28 protein-coding genes are annotated in these 24,763 nt (G+C 37.0%); 17 read left to right on the top strand and 11 right to left on the bottom strand.

Annotated elements, in window-relative coordinates:
• Positions 1-119 precede the first annotated feature (119 nt).
• Complete coding sequence (locus tag CIL03_RS14470; RefSeq protein WP_094886589.1) at positions 120-1,034, bottom strand: zinc dependent phospholipase C family protein; 915 nt, start codon at positions 1,032-1,034, stop codon at positions 120-122.
• Positions 1,035-1,357: 323 nt separating this feature from the next.
• Here CIL03_RS14470 and fumC point away from each other — a divergent pair, with 323 nt between their 5' ends.
• Complete coding sequence (gene fumC, locus CIL03_RS14475) at positions 1,358-2,743, top strand: class II fumarate hydratase (RefSeq protein WP_094886590.1); 1,386 nt, start codon at positions 1,358-1,360, stop codon at positions 2,741-2,743.
• Positions 2,744-2,880: 137 nt separating this feature from the next.
• Positions 2,881-3,084 (top strand): alpha/beta-type small acid-soluble spore protein, encoded by a 204-nt coding sequence (locus tag CIL03_RS14480; protein WP_094886591.1) that lies wholly within the window; start codon positions 2,881-2,883, stop codon positions 3,082-3,084.
• A gap of 150 nt (positions 3,085-3,234) precedes the next feature.
• On the opposite strand, the gene CIL03_RS14485 is transcribed toward CIL03_RS14480, so the two are convergent.
• Both CIL03_RS14485 and CIL03_RS14490 read right to left on the bottom strand, forming a co-directional pair.
• Complete coding sequence (locus CIL03_RS14485) at positions 3,235-4,335, bottom strand: ABC transporter ATP-binding protein (RefSeq protein WP_094886592.1); 1,101 nt, start codon at positions 4,333-4,335, stop codon at positions 3,235-3,237.
• Positions 4,336-4,462: 127 nt separating this feature from the next.
• Positions 4,463-5,362: a PucR family transcriptional regulator gene (locus CIL03_RS14490; RefSeq protein ID WP_094886593.1), complete on the bottom strand. Its 900-nt coding sequence runs from the start codon at positions 5,360-5,362 to the stop codon at positions 4,463-4,465.
• Between the two features lie 159 nt (positions 5,363-5,521).
• Between CIL03_RS14490 and CIL03_RS14495 the strand changes: the two genes are divergently transcribed.
• Positions 5,522-5,881: a YlbF/YmcA family competence regulator gene (locus CIL03_RS14495; protein ID WP_094886594.1), complete on the top strand. Its 360-nt coding sequence runs from the start codon at positions 5,522-5,524 to the stop codon at positions 5,879-5,881.
• 143 nt (positions 5,882-6,024) lie between these two features.
• A complete protein-coding gene (locus CIL03_RS14500; RefSeq protein ID WP_094886595.1) occupies positions 6,025-6,795 on the top strand; it encodes an enoyl-CoA hydratase in 771 nt (256 codons plus the stop codon).
• 50 nt (positions 6,796-6,845) lie between these two features.
• On the opposite strand, the gene CIL03_RS14505 is transcribed toward CIL03_RS14500, so the two are convergent.
• The gene (locus tag CIL03_RS14505) at positions 6,846-7,031 is read right to left on the bottom strand and encodes a YhzD family protein (RefSeq protein ID WP_094886596.1); all 186 of its coding nucleotides are present in this window, start codon (positions 7,029-7,031) and stop codon (positions 6,846-6,848) included.
• A 179-nt stretch (positions 7,032-7,210) separates the two neighbouring features.
• Here CIL03_RS14505 and CIL03_RS14510 point away from each other — a divergent pair, with 179 nt between their 5' ends.
• The 9 genes from CIL03_RS14510 (at position 7,211) to CIL03_RS14550 (ending at position 16,147) form a co-directional block, all read left to right on the top strand.
• On the top strand, positions 7,211-7,420 hold the full coding sequence (locus CIL03_RS14510) for a helix-turn-helix transcriptional regulator (RefSeq protein ID WP_094886597.1): 210 nt from the start codon (positions 7,211-7,213) through the stop codon (positions 7,418-7,420).
• Positions 7,413-7,730 carry a DUF2178 domain-containing protein gene (locus tag CIL03_RS14515; protein ID WP_240508090.1) on the top strand — a complete coding sequence of 106 codons (318 nt, stop codon included), beginning with the start codon at positions 7,413-7,415 and terminating at the stop codon, positions 7,728-7,730. The genes CIL03_RS14510 and CIL03_RS14515 overlap by 8 nt, the downstream gene beginning before the upstream one ends.
• 57 nt (positions 7,731-7,787) lie before the next feature.
• Entirely contained in the window at positions 7,788-8,687 is a 900-nt protein-coding gene (locus CIL03_RS14520; RefSeq protein ID WP_094886599.1) for an ABC transporter ATP-binding protein, read from the top strand.
• Entirely contained in the window at positions 8,680-9,930 is a 1,251-nt protein-coding gene (locus CIL03_RS14525; protein WP_094886600.1) for an ABC transporter permease, read from the top strand. Before CIL03_RS14520 ends, CIL03_RS14525 begins: the two co-directional genes overlap by 8 nt.
• Before the next feature lie 103 nt (positions 9,931-10,033).
• Positions 10,034-11,257 (top strand): metallophosphoesterase family protein, encoded by a 1,224-nt coding sequence (locus CIL03_RS14530; RefSeq protein ID WP_094886601.1) that lies wholly within the window; start codon positions 10,034-10,036, stop codon positions 11,255-11,257.
• Positions 11,258-11,270: 13 nt separating this feature from the next.
• A complete protein-coding gene (locus CIL03_RS14535) occupies positions 11,271-14,240 on the top strand; it encodes an ATP-binding protein (protein WP_094886602.1) in 2,970 nt (989 codons plus the stop codon).
• A 51-nt stretch (positions 14,241-14,291) separates the two neighbouring features.
• A complete protein-coding gene (locus CIL03_RS14540) occupies positions 14,292-14,840 on the top strand; it encodes a GbsR/MarR family transcriptional regulator (RefSeq protein ID WP_094886603.1) in 549 nt (182 codons plus the stop codon).
• 88 nt (positions 14,841-14,928) lie between these two features.
• The gene (yhaM, locus tag CIL03_RS14545) at positions 14,929-15,879 is read left to right on the top strand and encodes a 3'-5' exoribonuclease YhaM (RefSeq protein ID WP_094886604.1); all 951 of its coding nucleotides are present in this window, start codon (positions 14,929-14,931) and stop codon (positions 15,877-15,879) included.
• 70 nt (positions 15,880-15,949) lie between these two features.
• Positions 15,950-16,147 (top strand): sporulation YhaL family protein, encoded by a 198-nt coding sequence (locus CIL03_RS14550; RefSeq protein ID WP_094886605.1) that lies wholly within the window; start codon positions 15,950-15,952, stop codon positions 16,145-16,147.
• A 306-nt stretch (positions 16,148-16,453) separates the two neighbouring features.
• Here CIL03_RS14550 and CIL03_RS14555 read toward each other — a convergent pair whose 3' ends face one another.
• The 3 genes from CIL03_RS14555 to CIL03_RS14565 form a co-directional block, all read right to left on the bottom strand.
• The gene (locus tag CIL03_RS14555; RefSeq protein ID WP_094886606.1) at positions 16,454-17,338 is read right to left on the bottom strand and encodes a peptidylprolyl isomerase; all 885 of its coding nucleotides are present in this window, start codon (positions 17,336-17,338) and stop codon (positions 16,454-16,456) included.
• Positions 17,339-17,432: 94 nt separating this feature from the next.
• On the bottom strand, positions 17,433-17,618 hold the full coding sequence (locus CIL03_RS14560) for a hypothetical protein (RefSeq protein ID WP_094886607.1): 186 nt from the start codon (positions 17,616-17,618) through the stop codon (positions 17,433-17,435).
• A 150-nt stretch (positions 17,619-17,768) separates the two neighbouring features.
• A complete protein-coding gene (locus CIL03_RS14565) occupies positions 17,769-18,311 on the bottom strand; it encodes a DUF3267 domain-containing protein (RefSeq protein WP_094886608.1) in 543 nt (180 codons plus the stop codon).
• Positions 18,312-18,530: 219 nt separating this feature from the next.
• Here CIL03_RS14565 and CIL03_RS14570 point away from each other — a divergent pair, with 219 nt between their 5' ends.
• Complete coding sequence (locus CIL03_RS14570) at positions 18,531-18,887, top strand: DUF1878 family protein (RefSeq protein ID WP_094886609.1); 357 nt, start codon at positions 18,531-18,533, stop codon at positions 18,885-18,887.
• Between the two features lie 13 nt (positions 18,888-18,900).
• On the opposite strand, the gene CIL03_RS14575 is transcribed toward CIL03_RS14570, so the two are convergent.
• Entirely contained in the window at positions 18,901-19,389 is a 489-nt protein-coding gene (locus CIL03_RS14575; protein WP_094886610.1) for a GbsR/MarR family transcriptional regulator, read from the bottom strand.
• A gap of 354 nt (positions 19,390-19,743) precedes the next feature.
• Here CIL03_RS14575 and CIL03_RS14580 point away from each other — a divergent pair, with 354 nt between their 5' ends.
• The 3 genes from CIL03_RS14580 (at position 19,744) to CIL03_RS14590 (ending at position 22,845) form a co-directional block, all read left to right on the top strand.
• The gene (locus CIL03_RS14580; RefSeq protein WP_094886611.1) at positions 19,744-20,943 is read left to right on the top strand and encodes a quaternary amine ABC transporter ATP-binding protein; all 1,200 of its coding nucleotides are present in this window, start codon (positions 19,744-19,746) and stop codon (positions 20,941-20,943) included.
• Entirely contained in the window at positions 20,936-21,793 is an 858-nt protein-coding gene (locus CIL03_RS14585) for an ABC transporter permease (protein ID WP_094886612.1), read from the top strand. Before CIL03_RS14580 ends, CIL03_RS14585 begins: the two co-directional genes overlap by 8 nt.
• 137 nt (positions 21,794-21,930) lie before the next feature.
• On the top strand, positions 21,931-22,845 hold the full coding sequence (locus CIL03_RS14590; RefSeq protein WP_094886613.1) for a glycine betaine ABC transporter substrate-binding protein: 915 nt from the start codon (positions 21,931-21,933) through the stop codon (positions 22,843-22,845).
• Positions 22,846-23,077: 232 nt separating this feature from the next.
• Here CIL03_RS14590 and CIL03_RS14595 read toward each other — a convergent pair whose 3' ends face one another.
• The 3 genes from CIL03_RS14595 to CIL03_RS14605 form a co-directional block, all read right to left on the bottom strand.
• Positions 23,078-23,437 (bottom strand): YtxH domain-containing protein, encoded by a 360-nt coding sequence (locus CIL03_RS14595; RefSeq protein WP_094886614.1) that lies wholly within the window; start codon positions 23,435-23,437, stop codon positions 23,078-23,080.
• 148 nt (positions 23,438-23,585) lie between these two features.
• Entirely contained in the window at positions 23,586-24,107 is a 522-nt protein-coding gene (locus tag CIL03_RS14600) for a tryptophan transporter (RefSeq protein WP_094886615.1), read from the bottom strand.
• A 130-nt stretch (positions 24,108-24,237) separates the two neighbouring features.
• Positions 24,238-24,666: an HIT family protein gene (locus CIL03_RS14605; protein ID WP_094886616.1), complete on the bottom strand. Its 429-nt coding sequence runs from the start codon at positions 24,664-24,666 to the stop codon at positions 24,238-24,240.
• Positions 24,667-24,763: the final 97 nt, after the last annotated feature.

Consider the following 24,763-nt stretch of genomic DNA (forward strand, 5'->3'; position numbering starts at 1 on the left):
AAACGTGTTGCCAGAAGAGCTGCAGGGAGAAGTACAGGAAAGATATTAAGAAGGCTATTGAAATAACAAAAGTCAGCTGTAAATCAATATACAGCTGACTTTTGTTATATCAATAAGAGTTAAACAATCGGATCACAATATCTATTTTCCAAATTTAATTCCAGTGGTTTTCCGGTATCATACGAAATGTTCCCAACGAGATCTGTTAAACGCTGTATTGAATGTTCCTTATCATCCTGCCAGTAGCTCTGCACCTCTGTTAATATTTCAATCCCTTCAGCACGCCCTTTTTTATACAGGTCAATAAAACTTTTATTGCAGGGTTCATTCGTTGCAGGATGGTGCCAGGTAGATTCATTCAAGTTTAAATAATCAACGTCGTTTTTTACAGGCTGATGGGAATAGGATGAGATGAGTGATTTGAATAAAATATTTTTCCAGCCATAAGGGTCTGACAAAATTCTGAAAGCAAGCTTCATATCCTGGTAAGCTTTTTGAATGTAGCCTGCAGATTCTCTGTAAAGATCCGGATAATGTTTGCCAATTAATTCATGCATTAGATCAATAATATCTTTATTCAATGATCTGCCAACATCGATTTCCTTATAAACCGGTGCTTTCCATGTTTTTAAATTATGGTATTTTTCCATCATCTTTGTATCAATTAATATTTCAAGCTTCTGGTGGTTGCTTCCTTCATATCCTGCACGATAATGAATATAAGGATGTGTATTTCGGTCTAAAATATGATGAGTAATAAAACCAATGACAAAGGCTTGCACTTGACCACTCTTATTTTTTGCATTTGTAATTAAGTCCATAAGGAAGTCACCGCAGCTTATTGTATGCAAAGCCATTCCTATATTATGAACTGGTTCATCCTTCACCCATGGCCAGAAGTTAAAGTAGAAGAAAGGGTCGGGTCCCTGAGCCCCCAGTTTCATGTACGCTTCATGCTGTGAAAATGGGTAAGGCTTTTTGACTGCATCAACAACATCCTCACAAAAAAGTATATGGGTCCATATATTCGGCATAGCGAAATCCTCCTTCTAATCGTTGCCATTCATCTTAATTATTATTAGAAGACTTCTGCTTGAGTAATTTTGTTATTTTTCATGTGATTAAAGTTCTATTGTCTTCGTAAAAGATAAATCTGATTTACTGCCTCTTTAGTATTATAAAAGAAATTTAGTAAGAAAGGGTATAAAAACATGGACAATTCTGTGTCATTTCTTAAAAATTCCCGCTTTTGAGTCAAAACGATGCTTTTTCGAATGATTTCATCGTATATTTTATTTTTTTTGAGCAAAATTTGGTACAATGGAAGAGGATTAATTTACATAGGGAGGAAAAGCATATGGATTATCGAATAGAGAAAGATACAATTGGGGAAATAAATGTACCTGCCGAAAAATATTGGGGTGCACAGACTCAGCGAAGCAAACAAAACTTTCCAATCGGAAATGAAAAAATGCCTGCAGAAATAATAAAAGCGTTTGCAATTTTGAAAAAAAGTGCTGCAAAAGCAAATAGTAATCTCGGTTTATTAGAAGAAAAGAAGGCAGAAGCTATTACCTATGCAGCTGATCAAATTATCGGTGAAAAGTTGAATGATCATTTTCCATTGGTTGTTTGGCAAACCGGAAGTGGAACACAGTCAAATATGAACGTGAATGAAGTAATAGCATTTGCCGGAAATAAATGGCTGAAAGAACAGGGGAGTGAGCTGAAACTTCATCCGAATGATGATGTAAACAAATCACAAAGTTCCAATGATACCTATCCAACAGCTATGCATATTGCTTCTGTATTGAAGCTTGAAGATACGGTTCTTCCGGCTGTTCGGACATTTAAGGAAACTTTAAAGCAAAAAGAAGAAGCCTTTTCAGAAATTGTGAAAATTGGACGTACCCATTTGCAGGATGCTACTCCATTGACACTGGGGCAGGAAATAAGTGGATGGCATCGCATGCTGGAAAAATCTGAAACCATGATTAAACAAAGCGGAGAATATTTGAAAGAATTGGCTATTGGCGGAACAGCAGTGGGAACAGGCTTAAATGCGCACCCTGAATTTTCGGAGCGCGTATGTAAAGCAATCAATGAATTTACTGGAAAAGACTTTGTTTCTGCTCCAAATAAATTTCATGCGCTAACAAGCCATGATGAAACTGTTTATGCACATGGTGCTCTAAAAGCACTGGCTGCGGATATGATGAAAATTGCCAACGATGTACGCTGGCTGGCAAGTGGCCCACGCTGTGGAATTGGTGAAATTACAATCCCTGCAAATGAGCCAGGAAGCTCAATTATGCCAGGAAAAGTTAACCCTACCCAAAGTGAAGCAGTTACAATGGTTGCGGCTCAAGTTATGGGTAATGATGCAGCGATTGGTTTTGCAGCAAGTCAGGGTAATTTTGAGTTAAATGTATTTAAACCAGTAATTGCTTACAATTTCCTGCAATCCAGCCAGCTGCTTGCAGATAGCATTCTTTCATTTGACGAACGCTGTGCTAAAGGAATCGAACCAAACCATGAACAAATCGAAAAATATTTGAATGATTCCTTAATGCTTGTAACTGCATTAAATCCGCACATTGGCTATGAAAATGCAGCGAAAATTGCTAAAAAAGCGTTTAACGATAATTCTACATTAAAAGAAACAGCTGTGGAATTAGGACTGCTGACAGAAGAAGAATTTGATAAGTATGTGAATCCAAAAGAGATGACACAGCCTAAATAGGGAACAGAGAAAAACTCACTTGCATTGCAGTGAGCTTTTCCTCTACTTTTGGAAGCATATCTACAATTTACCAATGGTTATTTGTCATAAGATTTCCTGTAATGCGGACAATAGGTATTACAGGAGGTGAAAAACACATGGCTAATAACAATTCAAACCAATTAGTAGTCCCTGGAGTACAACAAGCTCTTGATCAAATGAAATATGAGATCGCTCAGGAGTTTGGTGTGAACCTTGGAGCTGATACCACTTCTCGTGCTAACGGGTCTGTCGGTGGAGAAATCACAAAAAGACTTGTAGCAACTGCACAACAACAATTTAGCGGACAACAACCACAATAAATAATGGCTCGAGGGAAAGTCTTATATGGCTTTCCCTCTTTTAATTTCTGGGGAGTGTTAAGGCAGTGGATATTTTTCGAGGTCGTGCATATCCGTACAACTCTAGAAAAAAGAAAGCCTCCCAATTCGGAAGGCTTCTCTAATAATAGTCTATTTACGAATACGTAATTCTGTTTCTGCATCAAAGAAGTGTGAGTTGTTCATATCGAACGCTAAATCCACTTTATCTCCACCATTGATGTCTGACCTTGAGTCAACACGTGCCACGAAATCCTGTTCATTTATTTTGGAATAAAGATAAGATTCAGCACCCATAAGTTCTGCAACATCAATGGTAGCATTTACTTTAGTTTCAGGAGTTGCATTTAAAAATGCTGGTTCATCATGAATATCTTCCGGACGAATTCCTAAAATAATATCTTTTCCTATATAATTTTGTTCACGAAGAATTTTCAATTTTCCTTCAGGCACCTGTACTTTTACATTTTCCATTTCAAAGTGAGTTTCCGTCAGCTTACCAGTAAAAAAGTTCATTGAAGGTGAACCGATAAAGCCGCCAACAAATACATTTTCAGGATTATCATAAACATCCTTTGGTGCACCAACCTGTTGAATGATACCATCTTTCATAACCACCAGCCGGGTTGCCATTGTCATAGCTTCTGTTTGGTCATGTGTAACATAAATAGTAGTTGTTTGCAGGCGTTGGTGAAGCTTTTGAATTTCAGCGCGCATTTGTACCCGTAATTTTGCATCAAGGTTTGATAAAGGTTCATCCATCAGGAATACTTTAGCATCCCGGACAATAGCTCGTCCTAGTGCAACACGCTGACGCTGACCACCGGAAAGAGCTTTCGGTTTACGATCCAGGTAAGCTTCCAAGCCTAAAATCTTAGCAGCGTTGTTTACCCGTTTTTCGATTTCATCTTTTTTAAATTTGCGAAGTTTCAATCCAAATGCCATATTGTCATATACATTCATATGCGGATACAACGCGTAGTTTTGGAAAACCATCGCGATGTCACGGTCCTTTGGTGCTACATCATTCATTTTTCTGTCATCAATGAACAAATCACCGTCCGTAATCTCCTCCAGACCTGCAATCATGCGCAAAGTAGTTGATTTTCCACAACCGGAAGGACCAACAAAAACGATAAATTCCTTGTCCTTGATGTCCAAATTAAAATCATCAACAGCTATTACTTTCTTGTCATAAGATTTTTGAATATGTTCCAAACGTAATTCAGCCATAATATTCCCTCCATATATGTAAGCGTTTTAGATAATGTTCAAAAAAATATTGTTTTGAACAAGTATTTATTGATTTAATTTTACAGAAAGATTAACCATAAAAAAATGGCAAACATGCACAAAGATATTAATCCTCTTTGTGCATGTTTGACAATAAGGCTAAATATACTGTCATGGCTTCATGAAACTGACGCACATCTATGCCGGTTTTTTCATTGAATTTATCCAGCCGGTAATGCAGACTGTTCCGGTGCATATATAATTCCTTTGCAGTAACAGATATATTTAAATTGCATTGCATGAAAGTTTGAATAGTATGCAAGAGCTCTTCATCCAGAGCTAAATCTCCTAAAATAACCCGAATCAATTCATTCCGGAATGCAGGCTCTGTCCGGTCAATCAACATGGATGGAACAGCATCAATATAGGATATTACTGGTTTATCTGAGTAGGAAAATACAATTGGTGCAGTTGTAATAATTAATTCATAATGCTGTTTTATATTTTCCTGCTCATTGAAAAAAGGACCTACAAAAAAGTTGATTTTAACATACAGATCACTCATTAGTACATCAATAATCTGTTCATAGGATATCCCCTCATCCAATTGTGGTGACTGTTCCTCAATAATAATGCCTTCATGCTCATTTTCCCATAAAATTGGTACAGGTTTTGAAAAGAACTCATGTACCGCTTCTTTAAATGTGATTGGTTCCAACTCATTCTTCTTAAAAGTAAAATGCACAAATCGAAAAGCAGTTTCTGCATTAAAATATGCGAGCTGTCCACCAGAATGGATTAGTTGCTTCCACTGCTGCTCTTCTTTGGTTAATATAGGAAGATTAATATTATACGGGGATAGAAATGATGATAGTATGGAGACATCCTTCTCCGTTAATTCCTTTTTATCAATCCCAATTACTTCATTTTCACCTGTTAAAAACCATTGATAATTATCAGATAAGACGTTATTTTCCTCGTCGTACCTGATTAAACTGTTAAAAATTTTTTTCAGCTGTTGAATCACAAGCGAAAACTTCCTTTCTTCCAGTACTTTTTTAAATTATAGCAATGAATTGTATTTTGAAAAACAAATTTTACGTTTTTCATTGTTTTTCGAATTGGTATACATAGTAGATTTCGTCTGTTATAGTTATTTTAGTAAGAAACTTAAGGAGGTAAAATCATGCCTAATATTTATGATAGCGCTTATGATTTAGAAAAAGCAATCAGAGAAAGTGATGAATTTAATAACCTGAAAGTTGCATATGAAACAGTTATGAATGATCCGTCTGCAAAACAGATGTTTGATAACTTCCGTGACACGCAAATGGAATTACAGGAAAAGCAAATGCAAGGACAGGAAATTACAGAAGATGAGGTTGAAAAAGCCCGTCAGGTTGTAGAATTGGTACAGCAGCATCAGGATATTTCAAAATTAATGGAAGAAGAACAGCGCCTAAATATGGTGATAAATGATGTAAGCCGCATTATTACTAAACCATTGGAAGAGCTTTATGGCGTTCCTGGAGAACCAACTGAATAAATTCATACGAAAACATGCCTCGCAGATACTGCCTCTGCGGGGTTTTTTTGCAGTTTGGAACCGGAATTTTCAATTAAATAGCAGGAGTTTTCATTATTTTAGCGAATCCAATACATATCAGATGAGAAAAGGGGATAACTGAAATGAGCACAGTTTTACTGGAGAGAAAAAATAATATATCATATATTTTTCTGAATCGGGCGGAGCGTTATAATGCGTTAAATAAAGAAATGCTGACAGAGCTGTTGCAGATCATTGAAAAAGTAGAAGCAAATGACGATAAAATTGTTGTTCTTGCTGGTAAAGGAAATGCTTTTTGTGCCGGCGGGGACATTGGAATGATGAAAGATTTTTCGAATAAAGATTATTTTGATGAGGTAATGGCAACTATTGGAAAAATCTCAATGAAGCTGTATATGATGCCTAAAATTGTGATTTCAGCAATTCAGGGTTCAGCTGCTGGACTTGGAGTAAGCCTGGCCTTAACAGCAGATTATGTAATCGCCCAAAAAGAATCCAGAATTGGTATGCTCTTTATCGGAATAGGTCTTGCACCAGATGGAGGGGGACACTTCTTTTTAAAAGAACGCTTGGGAACAAATAAGGCGAAGCAATTCACCTGGGGGTTGAAGCAGCTTCACGGAACAGAAGCGAAAGCAATGGGGATTGTTGATATATTAACTGAGAAACAGGTTGTGGAAGAGGCCTCACAGATGGGACAAAAGCTGCTTGCAACACCGATCGTTTCAATGGTCAAAACGAAGATGATGTACCATTCCAAACAAGCGGAAACTTTGCAATACTATCTGGATGAAGAGCATAAAACACAGTGGGAGCTAAGGAATACAAAGGATCATCAGGAAGGAGTTCAGGCATTCCTGGAAAAAAGAAAACCAGAATTTAAAGGGGAATAAGCACATACCTTAAAAGCGACTCCAAAATTGATTGGAAGTCGCTTTTGATTTTAACGGTGGAAAAGGATTAATTTTGCATCCTGTGTGACACAGCGGTGTGTGTGTTCACTGTATCCTTCGTCATTCAGCCGGGCCTGGCCGATTTCTTTTGCCTCTTCATTGTTTGTGGCTTCGAAAGTCTCATCCAGCAATTTTTCTCCGGATTTATCAAAAACTGTTAATGTATAAGTTTTCATATTGAGTTCCTCCTTGAAGTAAAAGCATGTACAATATATATTCTTTTTTTATTAAAAAAATCCTGCTTTTAGGATCAATAATTTTTAATTAAAACAATGTAAAGCGTCCTTGACAACAAAACTTATGTAAAGTAAACTATATGTAAAGTTAACTTTACTGCGAAGTGTAGGAGATACCAATGAAAACGTTAATTAAAGAAAAACGCAAAGAGATGAATATCACACAGGAGGAATTGTCTCATAGGCTGCATGTTTCCAGACAGACTGTCATTTCACTGGAAAAAGGCAAGTATAAACCTTCATTAGTATTGGCACATAAACTTGCTCAGGTGTTTGGCTGTTCGATTGAAGAATTATTTATTTTCGAAGGGGATGAGAATATTGAGTGAAGATTTTTTGGAAAACCCTTATGGTATATTAGGGTTGGTTATCGCGGTTATTATTATGATTATTGTTTATTTTATCAATCTCCGTATCGGGAAAAAAAAGCATTTATTCGATGAGCGTTATCAGCAGACAAGCAATCGTGCAAAGGCAAGGTCTTGGGATGCAATGCTCGTTATTTATCTTGCAGCATGGTTTGTAGTAATTATATTTGATGGGATATCATTCAGTTTTTTTCTGCTGACAGCCCTTTATGTTTTGCATAACATGACTTTAATGATTACGGGCTTATATTTTTCAAATAAGGATTTATAAAAGTTTGAAACATTAATGAAATTAATACGTATTACCAAAAGGAAAGGGGAATGAAAATTGACATTAATTTTGAAAGACGTTACAAAACGATTTGGTCAGCACACTGCTGTTGATCATCTATCACTTGAAATCCCGGCAAAAGAAATGTTCGGGTTTTTAGGTGGAAATGGGGCAGGAAAAACAACAACATTCCGGATGATTCTCGGTTTACTGGATATTACTGAGGGGGAGATTTCCTGGAATGGAGACACCATTAATTATGATAAGAGTCATTTAATCGGATATTTGCCTGAAGAAAGAGGACTGTATCCTAAACTTACCGTGAAAGATCAGATCGTTTATCTGGGAAAATTAAGAGGAATGCAGAAGCAGGACGTATTGACAGAGCTTGACAGGTGGCTGGAACGTTTTAAAGTACCGGAATATCTGAATAAAAAGGTAGAAGAATTGTCTAAGGGTAATCAGCAAAAAATCCAATTTATTTCTGCGGTTATTCATAAGCCAGAATTATTAATATTGGATGAGCCGTTTTCCGGACTTGACCCAATTAATGTAGAGATGCTAAAAGAAGCTGTTGTGGACCTGAAAGAGCAGGGTACCTCCATTGTTTTTTCATCACATCAAATGGACCATGTTGAGGAATTATGCAAGCATTTATGTATATTACATAAAGGAAATCCAGTTGTACAAGGTTCATTGCGTGACATTAAACAATCCTTTGGAAAGAAAAATCTTGTTATTCATGCAGAGTTTCCATTGGAATTTTTAAGGGATTATCCCGGTGTCATCCGGTATAAGAAGGTAATGGAAGGTTGTGAGCTTCAGATTGAAAATGAAGCTGCTTCACAGGATATTTTTAAAGCACTTCAAGGAAAAGGATTTGTTCGTAAGTTTGATCTGGAAGAGCCTTCATTGAATGATATCTTTATCGAGAAAGTAGGTGCCTCCTATGAATAAGTTTTGGATCATTTTGTCACATACCTACATGACAAGAGTTAAAACGAAATCATTTCTCATTAGTACAGCAGTTACGCTGTTACTTATTGTAGGACTTGCAAATTTCCAGTCAATTATCGAATTATTTGATGATGGCAAGGATGAAATTGCCGTTATTGATGAATCCAATGAATTGTTTGATGCTTATAAGGAAAGTGTTGAAAATGTAAATGAAAATATTGGAATAGTGGCTTTTGATGGTACGGAAGAAGAGGGGAAAGAAGCGGTTCAAGAGGAAGAATATAATGCACTTATTGTATTATCCACCAATGAAAATCAATTACCGGAAGCTTCTTACTATGCCAACACTATCTCAGAAACCAGCAATCAGCAAGTGCTTGTGCAGCAATTGCAGCAATTGAAAGTAGCAATAGCAACACAGCAGGCAGGGGTTGATGAAGCAGCCTTGGCTGAAATTTATGCACCGGTAACTTTTGATACGATTGCTTTAGACGAGACAGCAAAATCTGAGGAAGAACTAAGTCAGGCGAGGGGTATTGTCTATGTCATGCTCTTTTTACTGTATATGGCTGTCATGATGTATGGTCAGATGATTGCAACAGAAGTAGCGACTGAAAAATCATCACGGGTAATGGAAATTTTAGTATCCAGTGCATCACCTGTTACACATATGTTTGCAAAAATCATTGGGATCGCATTACTTGGATTAACACAGGTCGGTTTATTTGTTGGAATAGGCTATTATTTAATCACATCAAAACAGGATGAACTTACAGGCGGGTTCTTTGAAATCTTTGGAATCCAGGATACATCACTATCTATTTATATTTATGCAATCGTCTTTTTCGTCCTGGGATATTTATTATATGCAACACTTGCTGCAATGCTTGGATCACTTGTAAGCCGAGTGGAAGATGCCCAGCAGATGATCATGCCAATGACTTTCTTAATACTCATTGCCTTTTTCATCTCAATGTTTGGTATTGGAATGCCGGACTCCGCACTGGTAACGGTAAGTTCCTATATTCCTTTTTTCTCGCCAATGGTAATGTTCCTGCGTGTTGGAATGCTTGATATTCCTGCATGGGAGATTGCGCTATCTATCGGTATTCTGGTCGCGACAATTATTCTCTTGGCTGTTATCGGAGCAAGAGTTTATAAAGGCGGCGTTCTGATGTATGGACGTTCAAGCTCCTTTAAGGATTTGAAAAAAGCTATGGCATTATCGAAAAAAGATAAATAATAAAAAGGTCACATTACGTGGCCTTTTTATATTGACTTTTGATAGAACGTGCATTCTGTCAAGACGTTTGTTAAAATAGAAATTAAATGGAGGTGTTTCAAAGATGATAAAACCTATTTCATTTATTCATGCAGCTGATCTGCATCTGGACAGTCCGTTTAAAGGGCTGGCAAATTTGCCTGAGCATATTTTTGAGAGATTATATAATAGTACATTTACTGCACTGAATCGTCTGGTTGATGCAGCCATAGCGAAAGAAGTAGATTTTGTACTGATTGCAGGAGATTTATTTGATAATGAAAAGCAAAGCCTGAAAGCACAGATTCGTTTACGGCGTGCATTTGAAGAACTGAAGCGCCATGAAATCAATGTTTATTTATCGTATGGCAATCATGATTTTATCAATGGCAATATTCATCCAGTAACCTATCCGGATAATGTATTTATATTCAGTGACGAAAATGTAAGTCAGTTTATATATGAGAAAGAGGGCAGGGAACTTGCAGTAATCTATGGATTCAGCTATGAAAACCGTGCAGTATTAACAAATAAAGCATTGGAATATACCATTACAGAACCCCAAATACCATTTCATATCGCAACATTGCATGGAAGCATTCGAAGCAATACGGAACATGATGTATATGCACCATTTCAGCTTAGTGATCTTACAAGAAAAAACTTCGATTACTGGGCACTCGGTCATATTCACCAGCGCGAGATTTTAAAAGAAGACCCTCCAATTGTCTATCCTGGCAATATTCAGGGACGTAATCGAAAAGAGACTGGTGAAAAGGGATGTTATCATGTAGTTTTATCTGAAACGAGTTCGGAGCTTTCTTTCATTCCACTGCAGGAAATCGAATTCCAAAAAATTACAATTGATGTTTCCTCTTGTAATGAAATTCATCAGATAGAATCAAAACTGCAAGCTGAAATAAAGAATAGGCAATTTCAGGGGTGCCAGCTAATCCAGCTAATACTGCACAGTGATCAGATAAAGCTAAAACGATGGGAACAGGATAATGATCTGGAAGAGATCATCGAGCTTGTTAATGAGTCATTTATTCATCATGAAAATTGGTGCTTTATTTATAGTGTTAAAGTGAAAATAAAGGCAGCGGCAGTAGATTCGAAAATCTATGAGGGTGAGCATTTTATAGGTGAACTCATCCGACACTTTGAAGAAACCTCAATCCAGCCACATATGGATGAGCTGTATCAGCAAAAACAAGTCCGAAAATATATTGATCCGGTGACAGAGGAAGAAGAGGAAATTAAACAGGATGCCCGGCAGCTGCTGCTAAATGAGCTCCTGAAGGAATGAGGTGACACTGCAAATGATGCTGTTGGATGCAAAAATATATGGATTTGGTAAATGGGTAGATTATGAAATTGACTTTTCCAGTGAATCAGCAGTATGTATTTACGGAGAAAATGAATCGGGAAAAACAACCTTGCATCATTTTATTTTATTTATGTTATTCGGTCTCCCGCCAAAACAGCGGAATTTTTACCGGCCAAAAACAAGTGGAAAAATGGGCGGAAGAATAAGGCTTGATGATACGGAAACCGGGGAATTTACTATTGAGCGCTTTGATGAGGTAAAAAATGGTGCTGCAGTTTGTTATACGGCGGATGGTCTTGAATATGGCGAGGATTGGCTGAAAGAACGGCTAAAAGGCATGACAGCAAAAACATATCAGGCTATTTTTTCCTTTTCTGCAATGGATTTAAATCAATTGCGCGACATGAATGAGGAAGACCTGGGAGAGGTTTTGCTGGGAATTGGATTAACCGGATCTACCGACATCTATGCGGTTGAAAAGAAATTAGATACCAGAATCGGTGAATTATTTAAGCCATATGGAAAAAAACCTGCCATCAACAGGCAGCTGGAATCCTTAAATGAGTTATTTACATCTCTCCATAATTATAAATCGGCAGAAGGAACATATCGGGAAAAACAGGAAAAAGTTACTCGCTTACAGGATAAAATGGCAAATTTACAATATGAACGCAATCAGGAAAAGTCAGTTCAGATATCTATTGAAAAACAGCAGCACGCCTTGCCAATTCTCCATGATTATCAACAGTACATGAAACAATTAAGGGAATTTCCTGCTGAAATCAGCTTCCCTGAAAAAGGAATCGAACGAATGGAAAGAATGAAGGACAACCTCCTGCCATTACAGAGTGAGCTAACCGTTTTAAATGAAAACGAGAAGAAGTATTCCAAAAGAAAAGCAGCCATTCGAAATGAACTGGAGGCTATTCCCATCCAACAGCAGGCGGAAGATATAATACAGAAAAAACAGCACTATATACAGATACAAAATGAACTGGATAAGAATGAAACTGCTTTATTGAAATTGGACGCGCAAATTAATTCAATCATTCACCAGCTCGATATCCAGTTAAAAGAAGATGAATTAAATAAGTTATCTTTTCCTTTTCACATTGAAAAAACATGGAATCAAATTAAAAGTGAAAAAGATCAGCTTGAATTGGAAAAAGACCAGCTCAATCAGGAACATTATAAGCTGAAGCACCAGCGAATGTACGTTTTAAATGAAATGAATGAATTAGAAGATGGATTATTATCTGCAAATCATGAAAAGGAAATGCAGGATAAAGTGAATGAACACAGGGAAAATGAATTATTAAACAAATTGCGGTCTGAAGCTGATTTGAAGCGAAAAATATGGGAAAAGGAAAAAGCAAAAAAAGTTCAAATATCGGTTACTATTTTTACAGGCAGTATGATTACCGCGGTATTGGCTGCATTCGCTGCAGTATTTATGGATCAAAACTGGCTGTTCGGTTTAGGGGCTGTACTTTTGATAGCGGGTATAGCACAGTGGATCATGGAAAAAAGGTCAACCGCTTCGATAGAAAAAATGCTATCAGTTGAATATTCTGGCTCCGGCGGCTTAGAGCTTTCTTCTAAAGAAAGAGGAGAGATTGAAGAAGTATTGGCATTGAATCATAAAAAGAAGAATGAACTGACCTCACTTGAAGAACAGCTGAAATCAGTAGATATTCAGCTGATTCAATGGAAGGAAAAAGAAAAACTGCTGACAAATAAAGAACGACGTACACATTCACTAATAGAAGAACAGCAGGAAACCTATCCATTTCTCAGGTCTGTTGAATTATCATTTTGGCCGGAGCTTTTTCACAATATGAAGCAGTTATTGCGTTTAATACAGGAAAAGAAGGAAAGTAAGCAGGTTTATAAAGAGCTTTCAAGTCAACTGGAAAGTTACCTGGTTAGAGTAAAAGGGTTTTTCCAGGAGAGAAAATGGGAAACTGAAAATAAAACTTTAGAATTTCAGCTTAAGGAGCTGGAAACCTTTCTGCAAAACTGCCAAAAACACAGGGCTGAACTAGAACATTATGAAAATATTTTAGCAGAGAACAAAGAAAAACAGCAGGAAATCAGACGAAAAATGAGTGTTTATGAAATAGAGTTAACATCATTACTCAAACATGCAGATGTAAGCACTGAGGATGAATTTTATAAAAAAGCAAACCAGTCAGCAAAAAAGACAGAAACAGAAGAAGCTGTAAAAAAGGTTTCCAGTCAGATTAAGGCTATTTTTCCCGATGAGACCTGGGAGCAATTCATTGACGCTCACCCCGAGGAAAATACACTTCGAATCAATTTGGAGCAATCTCAAGAAAGGATAGCAGCCATTGAAGAGGAGATAGAAGACTGCAGAGAAAAGCTGGCAGAAGTTAATGCAGATCTTCTGCAAATGGAGTCCTCAGATTCATATTCAAAAACAGTTCATCAGTTTCAGATGGAGCAGGATCATCTTAGAAGTCTTGCGAAAAAATGGGCAGTGTTAAAAACAGCTAAGGAAATGCTTATTGAAACAAGGAAAAATTACCGCGACAAATATCTGACAGAGGTAATCTCGAACACTTCCAGCTATTTTCAGGAACTAACCGGAAATGTATATCAAGCAGTATATGCACCGTCTGGCAACAGACCTTTTCAGGTGGAAACGACGGATCATATGCGTTATGCTGTAAATGAATTATCCAAGGGAACCATCGATCAGCTGTATATTTCATTAAGGCTTGCTGTAAGTGAGCTGATGAGTGAAAAATACCGGCTTCCATTTATTATTGATGATGGATTTATTCACTTTGATGCGATTCGCACAAAACGAATGATAAAAATAATCGAGAGAATTTCCGGAGCGCAGCAGGTAATCCTGTTTACTTGTAAAAAGGAAGTATCCGAGGCTTCAAATTCTGTTAGAGTGATTCCATTAAAGAATTCCGTTCGCATAATTTGATAAATAATGATAAACTATTTTCAGAATTAAAAGCAGTTGGAGGGACATCCATTGCCAGAAGAAAATAAAACAAAAGACTGGGAAGAATATGAAGAGACCATTGAAAGATTTATTCAGGTTATAGCGAAGAATATGAATCTGTACGGTATTACGTCTTCAATTGGACGCTTGTACGGGGTTTTGTATTTTTCAGATGAACCAATGACATTGGATGATATGCGAGATGCACTGGAAATGAGCAAGACAAGCATGTCCACTGGTGTAAGAACATTGGCAGATATGAAGATGGTTGAATCCACCTTCAAAAGAGGAATTCGCAAAGACCTGTATGAATCAGAAGAAGATTGGTATAAATCTTTTACTGCACTATTTGGAAACCGCTGGCGTAAACAGACGGAAACAAACATTGAAGAGGCAGAAGAATCATTAATAAAGCTTCAGTCATTGCAGGAGAGTACATCTGATGAAACATTAAAGGAAAAAATAGAAGCCGATATCGAAAAACTCTATTTTGCCAAAAATTATTATGAATGGCTTATGAAGTTTATTAAGGTAATGGAATCCGGGGAAATTTTTAATTATATACCCAAAAACAAATAACAACAGGGAGATTGACAGTGAAATATGGCTTGTGAAAAAATGCCTGTTCTAAAGTCAGTCTCTTTTTGATTCAAAGGGGGAAGATTATATGAATAAGGGAATAGGACACGTCAATGTTGGTGATGCCATTGACAGTTTTATGCTGATAAAGGACGTTACAAAAGGAGTTACCAGTAATGGAAAACCATTTTTAACCTTAATTCTAAGGGATAGTACCGGGGAAATTGAAGCAAAACTATGGGATTCCACCAAAGAAGATGAGGCTCTTTTTATTCCGGAACAGATTATTAAACTGGCAGGGGAAATAAATCAGTTTCGCGGAAAATCACAGCTTAAAATTTTCTCTGTCCGTCCAGCACAGTTAACAGATGGTGTTCATATTTCCGATTTTGTGGAAAAGGCACCAGTTGAAAAAAAAGTTTTGACAGAAAAGCTTACTGAGGCAATTTTTGAGATGAAGAACCCAACTCTGCAGCGGATTGTCAGGGCTTTTATTAAAAAGTATCAGGAAGACCTATTAAACTATCCTGCTGCTGTTAAAAACCATCATGAATATGTTTCTGGATTGGCCCATCATGTTGTAAGCATGCTGCAGATTGCAAAAGAACTGCATAAATTATATCCGCAGCTTAACAAGGATTTATTGTATGCCGGTGTCATTTTACATGATATCGGAAAAATAAGGGAATTATCGGGAGTGGTTACCACTTCCTATACGGTGGAAGGGAAACTGCTGGGACATATTCCAATGATGGTGGAGGAAATCGCACTAATGGCGAAAGAGCTGCAAATTGAAGGTGAAGAAGAAGTATTGATCTTACAGCATCTTATTTTAAGCCATCATGGAAAAGCAGAATGGGGAAGTCCAAAACCCCCACAGGTACGTGAGGCAGAGCTGCTTCATTTAATTGATTTAATTGATGCAAAAATGAATATGCTGAACAGAGCACTTGATAAAGTAAAACCTGGCGAGTTTACGGAAAGGTTATTTGCAATGGATAATCGTGCATTTTATAAGCCTCTATTTGAAGAAGGCTAAGATTGGTTATTTTTTAGTCTTCTTGTACATATATATGTGTTAGACGATGATGGACAAGGAGGCTTACATAATGATAGCTGGAGTGCCATGGTGGGTTTTTGTGATGATCCTTTTCATTTTTTTAAGCGGCTATATGGCGTTCAGGGCAATGCAGGCAGAAAGAAGGCTGGAGCAGCAGTTTATTGAACGGGAAGGAAAAGTATATATTGACCGGATAGAAGCAGAACGGGTGCTTAAACAGCGGGGTAAAGAGCATATGCGGGATTAAAGATAGATGCCATGATGGTATGAGATGTGCTATTAAAAAGTTGAGGGGTATTCCAGCAGAGTTGAGAGACAAAGCTGTAAAGTAGAGAGACAATCCCTTTATAATCAACATCTCTCAACTTAATACATTCTCTCTCAATTTTAATGGGTTATCTCTCAAAGTTCAGCCCAATATCTCTCAACTAAAAAACAAAAGCGCTGGAGGCCATCTGTGATTCATCAGTTGAATTGTAATCCAACTATTAAAATTAAAAAGCAATTAAAAAAGGGAGTGAGACATGCTGACATGTCTTGCTCCCTTTTAAAATTAACCTTTAGCTTCTTCTTCTGGTTCTTCTTGTTCAAACATATTTTCCAATCCGTCAACGTTTACGTCAATGTTTGCCTCTTTCATAAGCCCGTCCATTTTTTCCTGAACTTTGGCAACATCCATTCTTTCGTTTAACAGTTCACGATGGATATCATCTTTAACGTCTTCATATTTCGTAGGCTCTTCTACCTGGCGCTTATCATTTACCTTAATGATATGGAAGCCATGTTGTGATTGTACGAGATCACTTACTTCACCTGGCTCTAGGCTGAATGCAGCCTCTTCAAATTCCGGTACCATTTTTCCTTTTGAAAAATATCCAAGGTCTCCGCCTTGTTCAGCAGATCCATCTGTGGAATATTCTTTTGCAAGCTCTGCGAAATCTCCGCCTTCATCCAATTTCTTCTTAACTTCATTAGCTGTTTCTTCATCTTCCACTAAAATATGCTGTGCTTTAATTTCAGTATTATTTTCTTCATGTCTTTTCTTAATATCTTCTTCTGGGATTTCAATGTCTTCTGCAATTGCAGCTTCCTGAAGAAGGCTTAGATGTACGATGTTGCGGTATGTTTCTTCATCACCGAGTCCCTGTGCCTGCAATGCCTGTTCAAATTGATCACCTAGTTGATCCTTTGTTTTTTGTACTTCTTCATCAACCTGTTCCTCGGTTACTTCATATTTATTTGCTAAAACTTCTTTTGTTACTAATTCCTGAAGAACCTGCTCACCATGTCTATCCACTAATGCTTGATAAAATTCATCTTTTGTAATGTCTCCTGCTTCCGTTTCAACTACTGCTTCTGAATCAGATGTATCTGAACTGCATGCAGCCAGTCCCAAAACACTTGCAGTTAATGTTGCTGCAATTGCTAATTTTTTCATTTACAAACACTCCTAATCTTAAGTTGCTTATTGTAGCACATAAATAAATATAACATATTAACGAAGGAAAAAAATAGTCTTATGTATAGTATAATTAAACCATCGCATTTAATACTCTAAGGTAGGAACAGACTAATAGAATGACAATCATAATATTTATTACACGAAATACTTTATTTTGTTTCAGTTTTTCCATTTCCATCTTTACACAAAACTTATGTGTCAGGATATTAAATATTAGAAGTACAACAAATGCGTAAATAGGAAATATAATACTCAATTTTAAAACCTCCTTAAAAGCCGGATTCTATCCCATTAGAATATTCATTCATAATCTCATACTAATTACTGTACCAAAAGTTGAGGTCTGTGAACAGTGCTGATTTATAAAAAATAAAAGGACCTGGTTTCCCAGGCCGTTATACACGTATTATTTTGTTTTGAGCAGTATATCAATACCATCATTTCCATTTTCGATAAATGCGCTTTTTGGTGCCTTTAAGATATGAATCACATATAAAAAGTCAATAAAGGAAATACCAATATGAACACATGTAAACAATAAAATAAAAACATATACTTCTGCAAATAGATAACTGCCGATTAACCCAGGTATAGTAATTAAAATGCTTGGAGCCAGGGCAACTAGCAGAGAAACTTTTTTTGTTAAGTGATATTGCGTATAATAGTTAAAAACAGGTAAAAATTTACTTTTCGTATTATAATATATTTTAATTCGTTTATTCATTATAATTAGTGGTAAAATATGCATTAACGAATGCACTGTAGGCAACAGCACCAATGCGATGATTAATGGCAGGAAAGCTGCTTCATTTACAGCATTGGCGTTTTGAGTTATAGAAATTGGCACATAGAGAAAAATAAATGCCAGCATGCCGATCAAAAATGATACAAGCTTTAGCCGACGGTGTCCAAATTCCTTAGTGAAATTTATTGATTTCCAGCAATTCATTTTTGATCCCTCCATAACTGATTTCAACATAATACTTTGTGCAACTTAATGAGCACCCAAGAATAATAGTATGTTTGGAGAGAAAAATCAATAGTTTTTCATACATTTTTTTTAAAAATTTTAAGAAGAAATTTTGGTTTCAAAAGCAGTGGTGCAAGAATACCAAATTAAACGAAAAGAGCTTTAGTTTTCAACCACGTAACTGATGGGGGATTTGGAATGGGAACCTTACATAAAAATGGAGTTTCGTCTTTTCATATACAGCTGCTTTCTAAGATTATCGATATGGATCAATATCCAGTGATTAAGCTGATTATTGAGAATAACATATCCAGGGAGGAATTTTCAGAGCTGATTCAAATGCTTGAAATGCTAGATGAAAGCTATGTTCAGCAAAAGGAAGAGGGTTTTATGGATTTCACATCATTATTGGTCCATTTTGCCGGCATGCTGAATGAAAAATTGAATCCCAATCATCTGATTTTTGCATTAAAAAAAGAAGGATATTTTCCTTCTTTAATGGATGAGTTCATCAAAATTATAAAAAGAGACAGGAGGGGGAATAGAAAATCTTAAAATGCAGGTTTTGCTACTCCTGTTTTATATCCCTGAATAATATTTCTACTTCATTATGGAATTGAATGATGGCTTTTAGCTGTTTCTCCAAGTTTGCCAGATTCTCTGACGCGTCTTCATTATCCTGCTCATGTCTAATTTCCTTATCTATTTCAAGCAATGAATCCTTTTGATGGTTGGCAGCTTCAATCCATTTATTGATATACCAGTTCATAAAAGATTTAAACAACTGCGAGTTCGCCTGGTATAAATCCTTTCTTATCCCTTTTTTCCAAACTCTTGTTACGAGATTAACATCAGATAATGAACGTATTCCAGTACTCATTGATGTTTTGCTTTTCCCCAAGGCTTCACTCATTTCATCCAATGTTAAAGGCTTTTCCGATAAGTATAAATAAGCGAATAAACGCGCTTCCAGTTGGTTTAAATTAAACATTTCCAGTGTTTTTGAGAATTCAATAATAATCTTGTTAGTTAAATTTTCTCTTTTTGCATCATTCATAAAATCCCCCTAAACCTTTGTTATATAAAGGTTACACCAAAAATCATGATATTAAAAACTGATAGTTGCATAGGAATTTCAAGCAAATTAAAGATAAACAAAGGAAACAGCTTATAAAATTTGTACAGTTTAAACTGTATGTAAATTATATACAAAAACAACGATATTTAAAGTTTGAATTGTATGTGCTAAAAGGTTTATAGTATTAAAGTAATGAGTGTTGTTCGGCTGGAACAGAAGTTTTGCAGCAATTAATAGATACATGCATGATGCACGGGATATATCTGGTTAAAAGGTTGCAAGACGAAATTCACGGTTCATTAACAAAAACAATATAAAGCAGAGGTGAAAGATGTGCCGGTTATAGAAGCTAAAAATCTATCAAAGGTATTTGGTAAAAATCCAAAACAAGCTTTGAAGCTAATGGATAAAGGGTTATCCAAAGAGGCTATATTAAAAGAGGCTGGTAATACAGTTGGGGTTAACCGGGCTTCATTTTCAGTTGAAGCAGGAGAAATATTTGTAATTATGGGCTTATCGGGAAGTGGTAAGTCGACATTGGTGCGTTTGATCAACCGATTGATTGAACCTACGGAAGGCAGTATTTTCATCGATGGCGAAGACCTTGCCAGAATGGATAAAAAGTCCCTTCGCAAAACGCGAAGAGAAAAACTTAGTATGGTATTCCAGAAATTCGCTCTATTTCCACATCGCAGTATCTTAGAAAATGCGGAATTCGGGCTGGAAATTCAAAATATACCAAAGGAAGAACGCAAGGAAAAAGCGAAAAAGGCACTGGAGATGGTTGGTCTTGGAGGGTATATTCAACAAAAGCCAGGTCAATTATCCGGTGGTATGCAGCAGCGTGTTGGACTGGCACGTGCACTTGCCAATGATCCAGAAGTTCTGTTAATGGATGAGGCATTCTCAGCATTAGATCCTTTAATCAGAAAAGAAATGCAGGATGAGCTTATAGATTTACAGTCGTCCATGCAAAAAACAATTATCTTCATTACACATGATTTAGATGAGGCATTGCGTCTGGGTGACCGGATAGCACTTATGAAGGATGGGTCCATTGTGCAAATTGGCACACCGGAAGAAATCCTTGTAAATCCTGCCAATGATTATGTTGAGAAATTTGTGGAAGATGTTGACAGATCCAAGGTTCTGACAGCACAGCATATTATGAAACGGCCGGAAACAGTCAATATTGACAAACATGGCCCACGGGTAGCTCTTGAGCGGATGCGTGAGGAAGGCCTGTCAAGTATGTATGTGGTTGACAGCAAGAGGAATTTAAAAGGATATATTACTGCAGATGATGCTTCTGCTGCAAGAAAAGCAGAGATCAGCAACTTGGATGAAATATTGAAAAATGATATCCCAAGAGTAGATAAAGAGACTTCAATGAATGATATTTTTAATATTATTCATGACTCACCAATTCCGGTTGCAGTTGTAGAAGATGGCAAACTGCTCGGTATCATTGTACGTGGTGCTGTTATTGCAGCACTTGCTGGAGATGGCGAGGTGAACATGGAAAATGCTTAATAAGATGCTTGATTTTATTCCGGAAATACCGATTGCTGAAGGAACTGAATGGTTTACCGATTTGTTAAAAGAAAAATTTTCTATCCTGTTTGACCCAATAAAAGAACATCTGGGTAACTTTATGGAATTTATGTCTGAAGAAGTTCTAATGGCGATCCCGCCAATTATTTTTATCATTGTTATTGCATTACTTGCATTTTTTATAAGTGGTAAAAAATTAGGGCTGGCCGCATTTTCGATTGTAGGTCTTTGGCTGATATATAATCAGGGTTATTGGGATCACCTGATGAATACAGTTACGCTAGTAATTATTGCGAGTGTTCTATCTGTTATTATTGGCGTTCCTATTGGAATACTAATGTCGAAGAGCAGAATTGCAGAGGCTATTATTACACCAATCCTCGACTTCATGCAGACAATGCCAGCATTTGTTTATTTGATTCCTGCCGTTGCATTTTTCGGTATTGGCATGGTTCCAGGTGTGTTTGCATCATTGATATTTGCAACACCACCGACAGTGCGTTTCACTAACCTGGGGATTCAGCAGGTTTCAAAAGAATTGGTGGAAGCATCTGATGCATTCGGAAGTACTGGAACTCAAAAACTGTTTAAGGTTGAACTGCCGATGGCTAAAGCCACTATCATGGCCGGGATTAACCAAACAGTAATGCTGTCATTATCCATGGTAGTTATCGCATCGATGATCGGTGCACCGGGACTTGGACGTGAGGTTCTTTCCTCATTACAGCGTTCAAATGTTGGAACAGGATTTGTTGCTGGTGTAGGTATCGTTATTTTAGCAATAATTATTGACCGCTTTACACAGACTATGAATAAGAAGAAAGACTAAATGAATTGCTGGTATCTTTTCTTCACGAAAAGCAACGGTGTCTGAGCCTGGGGTTAATTCCTCTTGTACACGCCACTAGGTTTTCGGATGAGAAGTTTCCATATATAAAATATTTTAAAAAGGGGAGTTTTATAGTTATGTTTAAACTTAACTGGAAACGTCTGGGTATTGCAGCCGGACTTTCATTATCATTATTCGCAGCAGGTTGTGGATCAGATGAAGAAGAAGCAACTGATAACGGATCAAACGGAGGATCCGATGATGCAACTACAGAAGAAGCAAAAGAAATTGAGTTATCTTATGTAGAATGGGATTCTGAAATTGCATCTACAAATGTAATCGGGAAGGTTTTAGAAGATCAAGGTTTTGATGTAACCTTAACACCGCTTGATAATGCTGTTATGTGGGAAGCAGTAGCAACTGGGGAAGCAGATGGAATGGTTGCAGCATGGCTGCCGGCAACACACGGAACACAGTTTGAAGAATATGGAGATCAAATGGTTGATCTTGGAGAAAACCTGTCAGGAGCAAAAATTGGATTAGTTGTACCATCTTATATGGATGTTGATTCAATTGCAGATTTAGACGCACAGGCTGACCAGAAAGTAACCGGTATTGAACCAGGTGCTGGTGTTGTAGCTGCAAGTGAGCAAGCCCTTGAAGATTACGACAATCTGGAAGGATGGGAAGTTCAAACTTCTTCCAGTGGTGCAATGGCAACAGCATTAGGTGAAGCATATGAAAATGAAGAAGATATTGTTGTAACTGGTTGGACTCCACACTGGAAATTCGCTGAGTATGACCTTAAATACCTAGAAGATCCAGAAGGTTCATTTGGTGAAGAAGAAATTATTAGTACAATGGTCCGTGAAGGATTGGAAGAAGATATGCCAAATGCATATAAAATATTAGACCAATTCAACTGGACAACAGAGGACATGGAAACCGTTATGCTTGAAATCTATAATGGTACATCACCAGAAGATGCAGCTGCTGCATGGGTAGAAGAGAATCAAGAGAAAGTATCTGAATGGACTGAAGGCGTAGAATAAGTTAATAAAACCAGGCTATCGATTTGATAGCCTGGTTTTATTTTTTAAAAATTCCTTAAAAATACATACCGTAACAAATCGCATGTGTTAGCAGTATTCTAATACCGATGAACGACTGAACGCGGAAAAAGAAGCATCATTTAGTCTCAGCGGATTAGTATCTTTCTTAATTATATCAACAAAAATAGCATACTAATCACTATGTGATTTGGTATGCTATATAACTTTTTATTTATTGTTTTTTTACTTTTTCCTCGAGGTCTTTTAAACTGGATTCTATCTGTTCTAAATATTGATGGATGTTTTCCTGATGGGGCTCGACAGTCTCTTTCCATTCCTTCACGGATTTTTTCATTTCCTGTGTAAGTTCTTTGATTAATGCTGCACCTTCTTTTGAAGTCTCTGTAATTTGTTCCTTAAGGCGTAAACCATCCTGTTTTAGGTTGGCAATCATCTCTTTCCATTCCATGCCCTGATCTTTAACACGACCGCGTAAATCTCTTCCTGAGGCAGGGGTGCTCAGTAATGTTGCGGCAGCACTGACAGCGCCTCCCACCATGATTCCAAGTAATAATGACCTTCCTTTTGACATAATCCAATACGCTCCTTTCAGCTCTTCTTATATCTTTTCCACTTTTTGAATGACTATCAAACCTGTTTCTGCAAATCATATGTATGTATTACTTTTAAAAAATCCTCTGACATACATTTGCCAGAGGATTTTTTAAAATAAATCTTCATTAAGATACTGTAATTGGCTGGGATCTTTTTAAAATCCGCTGAACTACCGGATAGACAATTACCATTATCACTGTATTTAATACTGCGGCAGGCAGGACAGCCAATGTAAACATGGAAATAAATCCGCCTTCCATTAAACCGATGATAAATAGTGCAACACTTAAAAAGATGGAACCGCTGATGATTGTTCCGATAAACGTAAGTACAGGAACACTGATAGTATCCTTCACTTTATTTCCAACTGTAAGAAGCAATGCAAGGAACACCAATGCTGTAACTGGTTTATCAATAAGGTTTGCAATTTGTCCTCCCGGAGCAGAGGTCGTCAATGCCGAAATCACACCTGTTGCGATTGCCAAAAGTGCTACATACTTAAATTTAGGAAATAGAAGAATACCTAAAAACATCATGGACAACAGCATATCTGGCTTAACCCCAAAAATTACCGGTGGAACAACAGCGTGCAATACTGCACCAATCCCTACTAGCAGTGACAAAATAACTAAAATTCTTGTATTCATTTGTAACTCTCCTCTTCTCAGCTATACTCAGCTTTTCTTTTATTTCCCAGCTGTACACTCGTTGTCAGCTGCGGAAACTTATTTTAAAGTATATCAGATTTCGTACTAAATAAAAAGTACTAATTTTCAGCTATTTCAGGGTTTCGCTGATTTCTTTAGCAATTTGCTGTAAGTCTTGCGATGTATAATCATCTGCATGAACAGTCCAGTTGGATGAATACCCATCACCATCACCGTATCTTGGTATGATATGGATGTGTAAATGGAATACGGACTGATCGGCAGGTTCCTCATTATTGTTTAAAAGATTCATGCCAATCGGATTGTATGTATCTTTTATCGCATTTGCGATTTGTGGTACACGTGCAAATAGTTCTTTTGCAACTTCCGGAGGTGTTTCATAAATATTTTTGGTATGTGTTTTTGGAATCACCAGTGTATGTCCTTTTGTTACCTGACTAATGTCCAAAAAAGCATAAACCTTATCATCCTCATATACTTTTGCAGAAGGTATTTCCCCATCAATAATCTTACAAAAAATGCAATCCTCATGACTCATTGAAATCACCACTCCTTAGCTTGTATTGTTATTAATTGTATATAGGAATGGGGGGTATGTAAAGCATTCCGTGTTAAATATGCGGAAAAGTAGAAAC

This window comes from Virgibacillus indicus (assembly GCF_002266285.1).
Classification (GTDB): domain Bacteria; phylum Bacillota; class Bacilli; order Bacillales; family Amphibacillaceae; genus Virgibacillus_K; species Virgibacillus_K indicus.